Genomic DNA, 12,262 nt, shown 5'->3' with positions numbered 1-12,262 from the left:
AAAAGGTTTTAGGGTGATTAATCTACTTTTTTGAAAACTAATTCACTACCAGATGAATTGGTAAGTGTCAATCTTAAATTTTCGACTTTATAATTTGTAGTGTTTTGTAAGGTTTTAAGAAAACTATTTTCTTTATTATTTTCCCCACAAAACATTTTGGTCGTAATAACATTTGTGAACCGAAGCAAACCTCTTTCGAAGAAAATATCACCACTCATACTATTGCAACCTGCAAAACCCATGAAGGTATTTTTGGTGGTATTTATTTCAAGATTTGGCAACTGTTTTGTAAAATCTGTTACAGAAACTTCCTTGCCGTTTAGTTTTTCTAAAACCCAAATATCATGCAAACTTGGATTCGTAATGTAGTTTCCGCATCCATTAAAAAATATAGATTTATTATCTTTAACAACCTCAATTTTAACTGAATATGATGCTTTATCTCCACTCATTGTATTGATACATTCTTGCTGCATAATTTGAATGATCATCAAACCCGCAACCGTAGCAACACGATACATTTTTACATTCGCATCCATCGCTTGAACTGGTTCTACATGATTTCCACTCAAAGATTCATAGCCAGGTTTTAATGATGTAAATGTGATGGTTTTCTCAGATATTTTTAAAACCCATTCAGGTTCATTTCCGTTGCCTCTAAAATAAATCCCGCTCTCCAAATTTTCTATTTGCTGTTTGTAAGCAGTTGTTGGTTCAGTAGTTTCAACAACCTTTGGTGCTGGCAAATGAGTTTTACAACAAACAAAAATCAAAGTGATTGCTAATAATTGAATTCCTTTTGCCATATTTTTTAGTTACCAAGTTATCGAGTCTCTAATTTTTTCTCTTATTAATGCTTTATAAAAAGTACCAATCAAGTCTTAGCAACTTAGAAACTATTTCAAAAAAAATTATTTAAACTTCCCATCTACATAAAACCAACAGTCATTTTCTTTTTTGAAAGTGGAAAACTCATAATGTATTTGATCTAATTTATTTTCATCTTTATAATAAGCTTTAAACTCAACTGTATCATCGCTAAAAGCAATAATTTCCAGTTTTTGCCATTGATTGGAAACAGCCCATTTCAGAATTTCCTCTTTCGAGTAGTATTTCCTTTCAGAACTATGAGTGGTTGCCAATAAATAATCAGCTTGATGTGTAGCATAAGCTGCATATCTGGACTTCATCAAAGCCAGAGCTGTTGGAGCTTTTTCAACTCCACTAATATAAAGATTGCAACATAAAGCAAAAGGTTTATCAGAACCGCAGTAACAATTTTTATCTGTCATATTTTCAAGCATGGTCATAATTATAATATTCACAAAACTATCGACTGCTTTTCATCCAAAATAGTTAGTGAAATTATTTTGTTCGTTTTATTTGTGTTAATTAGTGAAATTCGTCTCCAAAAAAACAAACTCAATTAAGTTGTGCTTTAAGCAAAACTATCTTCTGTTGCAATTGATTCAATAACACTTGAAATTTACTAATCTCAATAAGATCTTCATCCTCATCAGTATGATCCAAAAGTTCGTCTAATTCCTCGCTAACATCTGCTAATTTATTATAAGCATCTGTAGCATTTTTAGCTGCAATGAAGTCAATTATTTCCTGAACTCCATTTTTTAATCCGTCAAATTTAGTTGCATCCATGTCAATATTTTTTAGTTATTCTCCGAAGCTCTATCCTCGTTGAATTTTTTAGTAATCAGTTTCAATTTTTCCTTACGATCCATTTCAGCTTTCTTGGCTTTTGCCTGAGCTTTATGCAGTTTATCGTTGTGTTTCTTGATATTTCCTTCGTTATTTCTGCCCATTTTATGATGTATAACCGTTAATATCTCTTTTTATTTCTTCTAATGTTCTGTTGGTAAAAATCAGTTCATTAATAATTTCCTTGCGCAATTCATCAATATCATCATAATCAAAATACTTTGCCCAAGAAGTCAACTCAAATAAATTCCGAATCTGTTTGATCTTTTTCCCTGTCTCAAAACTCGTTCTTAGGATTGGTTTTCCATTATATTTAGGATTATTTCGATGCTGATAATTCACCTTTTTCTTTTCAAAATCTGCCTCCAAATAATATAATTCATCCTCTGCATTATCCGGATAAAATTCATTCCAACGAGCAAAACCAATTTTAAACTTTGATTCCGTTTCGGGTTCCATCGGTTCCAAACGCCATTTGCTATTTGCCAAACGCCCCCAATGATTGGATAATCGGTACATTCCTTCTGTGGTATAATAGTATTTGCTTCCCGATTGACTATCATATTGCACCGTCATACCCGCAATTCTTTCGGGTAAAACTTCATGAAAAACACAAAATGTATTTTTAAACGATTTGGGACTGGGACGAAACATTTTTTCCATGAAACAAAGGTACTCACAAACGATCACTTACCAAAGTATTTCAAAATAAGCAATTGTTAATTCTATTTGGGCCGGGCTTTTCGCTACTTTGGTAGCTTGCTTCAAAGGAAATTCACTTAAGTTTTAAAAATGTATAAATGGTATATCAGTTTTGCAGTAGGACTTACCATTAACAAAATCTTTGCATGCACTAAATTTGTAATGTGATCTCTTTATAAAATTAATTCTCAATAAATACATACCTTTGCGGTATAATTTTTCATTTAAAGAAAATAGATATGAGCAAATCAGGAGAACAAAAAATGCTACAAAAAGGCGTTTTTACTGGAATAATGGAGCAAGATGAAAACAAAAACTATTTTTGTGGAGAATATCTTTTAGATTATAAAATGGCTCAAAAACACAATCTGGGTGATTGGATTACGATCAAAAGTGTAATTGAAAACCCTAGTGATATCAGTTATAACAAATACCCTAAGAAATCTAGAAATTTTGATAAGGCAAATAACAAGCCTGAATAACAGCTGTTTAAAGTTTTAGAATAATATAAAAAATCAAAAAGTACATTTTTTGATTTTTTTTTTGCTCGAAAAGGAAAAGTTAAAAAAAAGTGTACCTTTGCAAAAAATTTGTCGAAACCCAACCAGTTTTTTTGGTTTAATAGTAAAAGACAAGTAGTTACCTTATTTATGAAAAAAATAGTTGAATACCGCAAACTACTAAATGTAGAAAAAACAGTAGAGCTTAAAGAATTGAAAACCATCTATCGTAATGCGATGAAAGATGCGCATCCCGATAAATTTCAAGGTGATGAAGCTGGTTTAAAACAAGCTGAAGAAAACAGTAAAAAAATAATTGAAGCATACCACTTCTTGGTAAGCATCAACCCAGAGACAATCAAACAACTTTTACCTGAATATACTGAGACTATCTCTACTTCAACAATCACTGACTATAAATATGTTGAATCTAGATTAATCGTGAATTTCTCAAATGGTAGTGTTTACGAATATATCAGTGTTCCTAAAGCTATTTATGTAAAAATGGTCAATGCAGATTCACCAGGTCGTTTTGCAAAAAGACATATTTTTAATGCTTATCCTTGGAGAAAAACAACTAACCAAGAATAGTTTAAAAAAAACAAATAATTATAAAGCACTCTTAACCGGGTGCTTTTTTTTTGTTCATAGAAGATGAAACGCTTTAAAAAAAACGATAAACTGAAAACAAAAAATAGTTAACATTTATTTAACAAGGTTTTCGATAAATTAGCAATCCCAAACTATTTTAACTTAACCAAAATGAATGAAAAAATTGAAAACTATCAAAAGCAATACAAAAATGCTTTGGTAACAATTGAAAAACTAAAACAAATAAAAGCTGACATCGATTTGAAATTAAAAGATAATCCTGTTTGTTCTTATTTAAACAAAGATTTAAGAGATGTAAATTTAGATATTACAATTACTCAAAATGAAATTGAGCATATTGAGTCATATCTTCATCAATACAATCTTTAAATTATTTTACTAACCTTTTAAATAAAAAGCCTATAAAAAATAATACTTTTAAAACATGCACGGAATTAAATTTCAAATGATTACTATTTAAAGAAAATAATATTTAAAAAAATTATAAACACAATATTTCTTTATACAAATAGCTTTAAAATGAGGAAAATTATAACATAAATTTAGGGTTCTAAAGTTATTGTTAATTTATAATTTTAAATACTTTTGTAACCTTAAAAACAATTAACTAATAAAAATGAAAAAAATTATTTTATTTCTTACCGCTACAGCTTTACTTACTTCTTGTAGCAAAGACAAATACACTATCTCAGGAACTGCGAAAGGATTTGAAAACGGAAAAACAGTTGTACTAGAAGCACAAGATGATAAAGGAATGGGATTAATTCCTGTTGACACAGTAAAAATCGAAGACGGTAAATTTGAAATTAAAGGAAAAGTAACAGAACCAGCTTTCCATACTTTACAAATTGAAGGAGTACAAGGTAAAATTCCATTTATCTTAGAAAATGGTGAAATTACAATTGTAGTAAATAAAGATACAATTCAAAAATCTAAAATTTCTGGTACTTACAATAACGATGAGTATGTGAAATTTAATGAAGAAATCACAAAAATTCAGAAACCTTTAATGGACTTTCAAAATGCTAACATGCAAAAAATGCAAACAGCACAACAAACTAAAGATACTGCTGTTATCAATAGCTTAATGAAAGAATACACTAAAATCCAAACTGAAATTGGTAATACTTCAAAAAATAAATATGTGGATTATGCTAATACTCATCCAAAAGCTTTCATTAGTTTATTAATTATTGAAGGGATGAGCAATGATCCAACTGTAGATTCTAAAAAAATTGAAACGATGTTCAATAATTTAGAAGCTTCATTAAAAGATTCTAAACACGGTAAGAATGTAAAAACAAAACTTGCTGCAGCAAAACAACCTTCAGTAGGCGCAACAGCTGCTCCAACAGGTACTCCAGCTAAATGAAGAACAGATTTTTCTGCTCCTAATACAGAAGGCAAAACAATTAGCCTTAAAGAAAGTTTAGGAAAAGTAACAATCGTTGATTTTTGGGCTTCATGGTGCGGTCCATGCCGAAAAGAAAATCCGAATGTTGTTGCAATTTATAAAGAATTACATTCAAAAGGTCTTAATATAATTGGTGTTTCTCTAGACGAAGATCCAGTAAAATGGAAAGAAGCTATTGCAAAAGATAAATTAGTTTGGACACAGGTTTCAAATCTTAAAGGTTGGCAAGAACCAATTGCAATGCAATACAAAGTGGAATCAATTCCAGCAACATTTATCCTTGATCAATCAGGAAATGTAGTTGCACAAGATTTAAGAGGTGCCGAATTGAAAGCAAAAATCATAGAATTACTAGGAAAATAAGCCTTGGTAATATTTAAAAATAAAAAATCTCCCTAGTGGAGATTTTTTATTTTATTCAATACCAATACATTAAAAATAATAGTAAAATAATACTAAAATAAAGTGCAAAAAAAGTTTGTAAAACTAAAAAGTGTCTCTATATTTGCACCCGGATAACGCAATAAGCATTACCAAATAAGGCTCGGGGAGATACTCAAGCGGCCAACGAGGGCAGACTGTAAATCTGCTGTGTGAACTTCGCAGGTTCGAATCCTGCTCTCCCCACTAAAACGTTTCAAGCAATTGAAACGTTTTTTTTTGCTTAAAAAAATACGGATTAAGTTCAAAAGTAGGGACTAAGCAATAATGGATGAGATTTAACAAAGTACTATTGTATCTCCTAAATTTTGACCTGCGATAAAATCACTTATATATTCGTGGACTTCATTGCTGAAGGCTTCTGGGATTTCAAAAGAATTGATATGAAAGTCTTCATCTTGATCTTTAATGTGGATTATTTCTGTATATCCTTTTGAAATTAAAGTTCCCTTCAATTTGATTATATTTTGTTGCTGACGGCTATCTAAGTCTTTGCGAATTCTTAAAAGTACTGCTTTTTCCATATTCCATCATTTTAGATTAATAATCTTTATATTAAAATTAAAAAATTAATGAACCCAAAAAAGCATTTTAACAGTTTGTAATAGCTTTTTTTATTAACATCCATAGATATATAATTATTAAGCTGTTCTTCGATCTTGTTGACTGAATTTCTTTGTTTTTTGATCTGATTTAAAACATCTTCATTCGAAAAATTACTTCTAGATATAAAATGTAATTTTTGTTTGATTTCAATAGTTGATATCACTGATTTTGCATGTAATTTTCCATTTAAAGCATTATTCTTAGTTTTTGTCGTGTTGTGACAGTAACAAACAAATTAACGCTATGGAAGTTGTTTTCGGAATTTACTAATATTTTTTTGTTTGAACGATTTAAAATTTATTTATAACTATTTCTTATCCACTTTATAAAATTGATGAACTTACAAATAGTTTGAAGAAGTCATTCTAACCGCTTTTTTATATTATTTTAAATTCCAATCCAATATTCCGTACACTTTCAATACTTATTCGCGAATCATCTTTGAAATATTTTCGTATTTTACTGATGTACACATCCATACTTCTTCCTGAAAAAAAATCGTCATTACCCCAAATCGTTTTCAAAATCTGCTCTCTTTTTATCATCTGATTTTTATGAGTATAAAAGAAATGAATTAAATCAGCTTCTTTTTCTGTAAGTTGTTGAGTTGTTTCGCCATTTTTGAGGCATAACCTTTTAGTGTCAAAAACATAAATGCCAATTTGCAATTCATCAGCTACTTTAGAAAAATGATTTTGACTGCTTCTTTTTATGATATTATTCAGGCGTAAAACAAGTTCATCAGCCTCAAAAGGTTTTACGATATAATCATCGGCACCTAATTTTAAACCAATAATTTTGTCTTCTTTTAATTTTCTGGCAGTTAGAAAAACAAAAGGAATTTCGGGATTTATTGTAATGATTTTTTCAGCAAGCGTGAAGCCGTCCATTTTTGGCATCATTACATCAAAAACACAAATATCAAAAGTCTTGGATTGGAACAGTTGTAATGCTTCTTCACCATTTTCTGCCCAAGTGATTTCAAATTGACACAATTCTAAATATTGTTTGAGAACGCTTGCAAAGTCAGCATCGTCTTCAGCTAAAAGTATTTTTTTCAACTTTAAATTATTGAATTTTAAACATAATAGTAAATTCCGAGCCTTTTCCTAAATCACTTATAACACCAATTGTGCCTTGATGCGCTTTTATGATTTGCTTTACATAAAACAGTCCTAATCCCAGACCTTTTGCATTATGTAAATTGCCTTGTTCAACCCTGTAAAATTTATCAAACAATAGAGAATGTTTGCTTTTTGAAATCCCAATTCCATCATCTTTTATACTGATGTTAAATTGATTTTTAACTAATTCAGTTTTGAGTGTAATTGTACTACTGCCATATTTTACGGCATTTTCGAATACATTTAAGATGGCTGTCGTTAAATGAAACTTATCCAAAACCAATAGCGTTTCGTTAGTATTAAATTGAGTTTCAAGAGTAACTTTTGGAAATGCAACCTTAAAATCAGCAACAATAGATTTCAAAAAGGTTTCTGCTTCAACTTTTTCTTTTTGCAGTTCAACTTCGTTCTCTCCCAGTGAATTAGCCATTACCTGATCAATTAAATTTTGAAGGCGACTATTTTGACGTGAAATTGTATTCAAAATACTGTCGAATTGCCCATCATTTTCACGAATGTCTTTTCGTTCCAATATTTTAGTGGAAATTCCCAAAGTTGTCAAAGGAGTTTTGAGTTCGTGGGTGATATTATTAATAAAATCGGTTTTGACATCGCTTACTTTCTTTTGTTTTATAAGTGCTTTAATCGCAATAACAAAAAGAGTTATTAAGGTAAGAATGGATGCTAATGACAGTAATAAAACCATTCTCATTCTTTCAAAAATGATCATTTCCCAATCAGCTACAGAAACGTACATGGAGTCCTCAGTGAGTAATTTATAATCTTTCAGTACTGCAGACCCGTTTGTGGTACTCACATAATTTCTGACCAAAAAGGCATTATCCAAAGACTTTAAATGACCATATATTTTATTCTGTATAACAGGCTTTTCTGAAAAAAGAGTGTCGGGTTTTTTATAGCTATTATAAATGACAAATTTGTTCAGAACAATAGCAAAATCAATATCAATATTTGGAAAATCTCTTTTAAATCTAAGTTGTAATTTTCGGGTTAATGGGTCGTTAGACTCATTTTCAATTAAAGTATTTTTAATATCAATCTTTGACCTTTTATTTATAACATAGTTTTGCGCCAATTGGTTATACAGTAATTCCTTTTTATTGACGTATGCCGAATCAATATCACTGAATTCATTCGTTATTTTAGCAATATCCTCTTTAATTTCAGAGTGAAATTGAGCTACTTTGTAGTCATAGGCAGTTTTTACCAAATAGCATTGCACAGTCGACAGAGCAATCAAAGCTACTACCGAAAATGCTATTAATAAATTGATTCTCTTATTCATTCGATGAAAATTGTGGTCAAAAATAATTCTTTTATTATTCAAATTCGTCATTAACCCTGCATTAACCTTCGATTAACTTATAGAAGATATTTTTAAACTCATTTTTGCAATTATAAAATTTGCAATGTAATGCTATCAATAAAAAACAGATTAGAATTTAAAAATATAATTATTGTCATTTTTCTTATGATTTCTGTTTTTGGGTTTGCACAAAATACAACCGAAAATGACAGTATATCCAATAAATTAACTGAAGTAGTTGTCACCAAAGAAAAGAAAATGTTCACCAATAAAAATGGTAATATCAAAGTTGATGTGGCCAATACGATACTAAATTCAGTTCCAAATACACTGGATTTAATGTCCAAATTGCCCAATGTTACCATCAGCGCCGACAAGGAAAACATAACGGTTATTGGAAAAGGAACTCCTTTGATTTATATGGACAATCAAAAAATTGGAATGAATGATCTAAATGCCCTGTCTGTAGATGATATAAAAAGTATCGAAATAATCAATAATCCATCCTCCAAATATGAAGCTGAAGGGAGAGCCGTTATTTTGATTACCAGAAAATTTAGTAAAAAGGAAGGTTCGCAAACAACAATATCTGAGGTGGCATCTTTTAAAAAAGAATACAATAACTATCTCGGGATAAATTCAAGTTTCAAAAAGAATAAACTCGAATGGAAAGCTAATTTTAATTACAATAAATTAAGTCCTTGGGAAAGCCATAGCATCGATTATCAAATTCCAGATGAGGATATTATTTCAAATTATAATGTTGCCACAGCAAATACCAAAAGGAAGCAGTATCTTTTTGGTGGTGGTCTTTTTTATAAAATTAATGAAGAAGATTATTTCTCAATTAATATGAATGGCAAGCTACAGAGCGAACCTTTTGACATAAATACCACATCATACAACAAGAATGGCGATGTCGAAAATAATGTGGTGACTTACAGTGATAATAAGAGCCAGAAGAATTTTATCAATTCATTTATCAACTATTCGAAGAAAATAAAACCAATAGATACACAGTTATTTACAGGTTTTCAATATTCTGCTTTTGATCAGGATTCAAAAGCTTTTGTGCAGAATAATTATAATGAAACTCAATTTGAAAAAGTACAAAACAGCGATCAAAAATTCAAAGTGAATGTGTTTTCCGGAAGAATTGATTTCGAAAAGAAATTTAAAAATGAAATGAAGCTGGAATATGGCGGGCTTTATTTGTCTGCCGATGCCAAAACTGATTTCGAAACTTTAAATTTTGAAACCAATTCTACAATCAATTCAATTTATGATTTCGATGAAAAAAATAGCGCTGGATATGCGCAGTTATCAGGAAGTTTAAAAAAGATTGGCTATTCAGTTGGCTTTAGAGTTGAGAATACAGACATAAAAGGGAAATTCAAAAATGATGATATACCTTTAATCAAAAAGAATTACACCGATTTCTTTCCGAAGGTTCAGTTTGATATTCCGATTGACAGTACGAAATCTGTAACTTTAAATTATTCAAAAAGTATTTCCAGACCCAATTATTCATCTACTAGTCAGGGAGCCACTTATATCAATCCGTACTTTCTGTATTCCAAGAATATTAATTTAAATCCAATTATCAGCAATCAAATTTCGTCCAGTTTTCAATATAATGACAAATCGGTGAAGTTAAGCTATTATGTAAACACAGATCCTGTTTATAGTAGTTTTGTATTTGATAATCAAAATAATATATTGACTTTTAAAGAAATTAATTTCGAAAAAGAATCAGGATTCAATTTAGAATTTAGTTTGCCTTTTACTTATAAAATTTGGACATCAACTAATAGTTTAAGTTGCATATTGAATAAAATTGAAGATGATTTTGCATTGTTTATGGACTCAAAACCGTATTTATATTACTATTCAAGCAATGAGTTTAAACTGCCAAAAGGCTATTCGTTTGTGCTGACAGCCTATGGTTTAACAGATCAAAAAGAAGGAGTTTTTGAAAGAAAAGCTTGGTTCATTATGGATTTAGGTGTTTCTAAAACATTATTTACCAATTGGAATTGTACTTTGAGTTACAATGATATTTTTAAAAACACGATCTACGAAGAAAAATTTACGATAAATAATATTAGATCAAAAGCTAGGTATTTGGTCGATGCAAATGAATTTTCGATAGCAATTAAATATTCTTTTGGAAAAATAAAAGCTTCTAAGTTTAAAGAAAAAAATATTGACGACAATTCGAATAGAATACGATAGATTATAGCTCGTCGTCTTCAGTAACTTTATTTGATAAATTTTCTGGAAGTTCTTCTTCTTCATCAGTGGAATTCAATTCGAAGAAACTAAAAATAGAACCACCATAACTTTTTTGAAAAGAAAAATTAATCAAATGATCCAGTTTAGTGTATTTAGAATGTTCAATAATCATCATGCCTTCCTCATCCAATAATCCTTTTTCAAAAACCGTTAAAACCACTTTTTCAAAAGTCTTTTGGTCTAAACCATAAGGAGGATCAGCAAAAATAATATCGTAAGTCGTTTTGTTTTTTTCTAAAAAAGTAAATACATCACTTTTGGTCGCTGCAATATTAAAATCATATTCTGCTGCCACTTGTTTGATGAATTTCACACAACCAAAATCAGCATCCACCGAAGTAATTGGTGAACTTCCGCGCGAAGCAAACTCATAACTAATATTCCCTGTTCCCGAAAATAAATCCAATACTTTCAAGCCTTCAAAACTAAAATGATTATTCAAAACATTAAATAATGCCTCTTTACTCATATCGGTTGTAGGTCGAACGGGCAAACCTTTTGGCGGAAAAATGCGTCTTCCTTTGTATTTTCCAGATATGATTCTCATGAGTTTAAAAGTATAAAATGTTGCAGATTTTGTGCTGCTGAAAAGTTGTTGTTTTTTTGTAAATCGCTTACATCCAAGAAAGAAACATTGCGAATGTACTTGTACGCAATTTTGTAAAAATCATCTTCTTCCGAAATCGCTCCTAATAATTCTAAGTGAAAACTTTCCGGATTCATATTTAACTGCTCGGCTGTAAAAAGCAGATAGTAAATAAAATCCTCAGGCGTTTTGTATTCAAATGAATTGAATAAAAGCAGTTTTTGATTCTGAATCACAATAATTTCAAAATGACCCGGATTAAAGTGAACAATCATTTTCTTGTTGTCATTGTTTTTGGAAGCATCCAAAAGCTTAGAAACCAAAACAGTATTAGCATGTTTGTAGTCAAAAGAACCAAACTGGTCAATAAAAAAGTTATTGATATTCACATAAGGAATGTAAACCGCATTCATCTGATAATTAGTGATTTCATCAAATGCAAAAAAATCCGTTTCAAAAACTTTGGTATTGTACTGTAAATAACTGCCTAAAAAGTTTTCATCAAATAGGGCAGTAGGCACAAATGTTGAAAGATTATTATTGTGAATCACCTGAATTTCATCATAACTATCACTCAGCTCTGGATAATTTTTAAAAGCATCCGAAAACAATTCTTCAATCTTAATCGACTTATGAAAAGTATCAAACTGAATTTCATTTATAGACACAATTCTGTTATGAAGCGTGTCAAAGCAACAAAACGAAAGCCCCGTAAGTGAAACTTGAATTGAAAGTTTTTTATATTTCTTGTCAGTGATATTCATAGATTTTTTTTCAACAATGCAAACTTACAAATTAAAATAGCAATATCAATTTCAAAAATCAATATCAACTACAATAGCAAAAGTCAATTGCAAAAGTTAATGGTGAACAGCATTGAATTTTTTATTGATATTGAAATTGATATTGAAAAAGCCGTTCTTTGTAATTCAAATAAAA

The 12,262-nt window shown here is 29.9% G+C and carries 15 protein-coding genes, 1 tRNA gene and 1 pseudogene; 7 read left to right on the top strand and 10 right to left on the bottom strand.

Annotated elements, in window-relative coordinates; genetic code table 11:
- Nucleotides 1-17: 17 nt before the first annotated feature.
- From VLC96_RS03115 to VLC96_RS03095, 5 genes are all read right to left on the bottom strand, one after another.
- Complete coding sequence (locus VLC96_RS03115) at nucleotides 18-806, bottom strand: META domain-containing protein (protein WP_325260590.1); 789 nt, start codon at nucleotides 804-806, stop codon at nucleotides 18-20.
- A 105-nt stretch (nucleotides 807-911) separates the two neighbouring features.
- Entirely contained in the window at nucleotides 912-1,292 is a 381-nt protein-coding gene (locus VLC96_RS03110) for a YchJ family protein (protein WP_325260589.1), read from the bottom strand.
- Nucleotides 1,293-1,422: 130 nt separating this feature from the next.
- Nucleotides 1,423-1,656 (bottom strand): hypothetical protein, encoded by a 234-nt coding sequence (locus tag VLC96_RS03105; RefSeq protein WP_325260588.1) that lies wholly within the window; start codon nucleotides 1,654-1,656, stop codon nucleotides 1,423-1,425.
- An 11-nt stretch (nucleotides 1,657-1,667) separates the two neighbouring features.
- Nucleotides 1,668-1,820 carry a hypothetical protein gene (locus tag VLC96_RS03100; RefSeq protein WP_325260587.1) on the bottom strand — a complete coding sequence of 51 codons (153 nt, stop codon included), beginning with the start codon at nucleotides 1,818-1,820 and terminating at the stop codon, nucleotides 1,668-1,670.
- 1 nt (nucleotide 1,821) lies between these two features.
- On the bottom strand, nucleotides 1,822-2,379 hold the full coding sequence (locus VLC96_RS03095) for a hypothetical protein (RefSeq protein ID WP_325260586.1): 558 nt from the start codon (nucleotides 2,377-2,379) through the stop codon (nucleotides 1,822-1,824).
- Between the two features lie 278 nt (nucleotides 2,380-2,657).
- Here VLC96_RS03095 and VLC96_RS03090 point away from each other — a divergent pair, with 278 nt between their 5' ends.
- The 6 genes and pseudogenes from VLC96_RS03090 (at nucleotide 2,658) to VLC96_RS03065 (ending at nucleotide 5,571) form a co-directional block, all read left to right on the top strand.
- The gene (locus tag VLC96_RS03090) at nucleotides 2,658-2,900 is read left to right on the top strand and encodes a hypothetical protein (RefSeq protein ID WP_325260585.1); all 243 of its coding nucleotides are present in this window, start codon (nucleotides 2,658-2,660) and stop codon (nucleotides 2,898-2,900) included.
- A gap of 168 nt (nucleotides 2,901-3,068) precedes the next feature.
- Entirely contained in the window at nucleotides 3,069-3,509 is a 441-nt protein-coding gene (locus VLC96_RS03085; RefSeq protein ID WP_325260584.1) for a KTSC domain-containing protein, read from the top strand.
- Between the two features lie 171 nt (nucleotides 3,510-3,680).
- Nucleotides 3,681-3,899: a hypothetical protein gene (locus VLC96_RS03080; protein WP_325260583.1), complete on the top strand. Its 219-nt coding sequence runs from the start codon at nucleotides 3,681-3,683 to the stop codon at nucleotides 3,897-3,899.
- A gap of 247 nt (nucleotides 3,900-4,146) precedes the next feature.
- On the top strand, nucleotides 4,147-4,902 hold the full coding sequence (locus tag VLC96_RS03075) for a DUF4369 domain-containing protein (RefSeq protein ID WP_325260582.1): 756 nt from the start codon (nucleotides 4,147-4,149) through the stop codon (nucleotides 4,900-4,902).
- An 18-nt stretch (nucleotides 4,903-4,920) separates the two neighbouring features.
- A pseudogene (locus VLC96_RS03070) lies at nucleotides 4,921-5,307 on the top strand (TlpA family protein disulfide reductase); the annotation flags it as partial.
- Between the two features lie 183 nt (nucleotides 5,308-5,490).
- A tRNA-Tyr gene (locus VLC96_RS03065) sits at nucleotides 5,491-5,571 on the top strand.
- 92 nt (nucleotides 5,572-5,663) lie between these two features.
- On the opposite strand, the gene VLC96_RS03060 is transcribed toward VLC96_RS03065, so the two are convergent.
- The 3 genes from VLC96_RS03060 to VLC96_RS03050 all read right to left on the bottom strand — a co-directional run bounded on the left by VLC96_RS03060 (nucleotide 5,664) and on the right by VLC96_RS03050 (nucleotide 8,421).
- The gene (locus tag VLC96_RS03060) at nucleotides 5,664-5,909 is read right to left on the bottom strand and encodes a hypothetical protein (RefSeq protein WP_325260581.1); all 246 of its coding nucleotides are present in this window, start codon (nucleotides 5,907-5,909) and stop codon (nucleotides 5,664-5,666) included.
- A 459-nt stretch (nucleotides 5,910-6,368) separates the two neighbouring features.
- Nucleotides 6,369-7,052, bottom strand: a complete 684-nt coding sequence (locus tag VLC96_RS03055) for a response regulator transcription factor (RefSeq protein WP_325260580.1) — start codon at nucleotides 7,050-7,052, stop codon at nucleotides 6,369-6,371.
- Nucleotides 7,053-7,059: 7 nt separating this feature from the next.
- On the bottom strand, nucleotides 7,060-8,421 hold the full coding sequence (locus VLC96_RS03050) for a sensor histidine kinase (protein WP_325260579.1): 1,362 nt from the start codon (nucleotides 8,419-8,421) through the stop codon (nucleotides 7,060-7,062).
- 129 nt (nucleotides 8,422-8,550) lie between these two features.
- Here VLC96_RS03050 and VLC96_RS03045 point away from each other — a divergent pair, with 129 nt between their 5' ends.
- Nucleotides 8,551-10,677 carry an outer membrane beta-barrel family protein gene (locus VLC96_RS03045; RefSeq protein ID WP_325260578.1) on the top strand — a complete coding sequence of 709 codons (2,127 nt, stop codon included), beginning with the start codon at nucleotides 8,551-8,553 and terminating at the stop codon, nucleotides 10,675-10,677.
- A gap of 1 nt (nucleotide 10,678) precedes the next feature.
- Here VLC96_RS03045 and VLC96_RS03040 read toward each other — a convergent pair whose 3' ends face one another.
- Both VLC96_RS03040 and VLC96_RS03035 read right to left on the bottom strand, forming a co-directional pair.
- Nucleotides 10,679-11,284 (bottom strand): RsmD family RNA methyltransferase, encoded by a 606-nt coding sequence (locus VLC96_RS03040; RefSeq protein ID WP_325260577.1) that lies wholly within the window; start codon nucleotides 11,282-11,284, stop codon nucleotides 10,679-10,681.
- On the bottom strand, nucleotides 11,281-12,087 hold the full coding sequence (locus VLC96_RS03035; RefSeq protein ID WP_325260576.1) for a DUF3822 family protein: 807 nt from the start codon (nucleotides 12,085-12,087) through the stop codon (nucleotides 11,281-11,283). Before VLC96_RS03035 ends, VLC96_RS03040 begins: the two co-directional genes overlap by 4 nt.
- Nucleotides 12,088-12,262: the final 175 nt, after the last annotated feature.

The sequence above is a fragment of the Flavobacterium sp. genome, from assembly GCF_035456085.1.
GTDB lineage: Bacteria > Bacteroidota > Bacteroidia > Flavobacteriales > Flavobacteriaceae > Flavobacterium.
The sequence above is the reverse complement of the archived record's forward strand: the minus strand, read 5'-3'. Positions and strand labels throughout refer to the sequence as shown.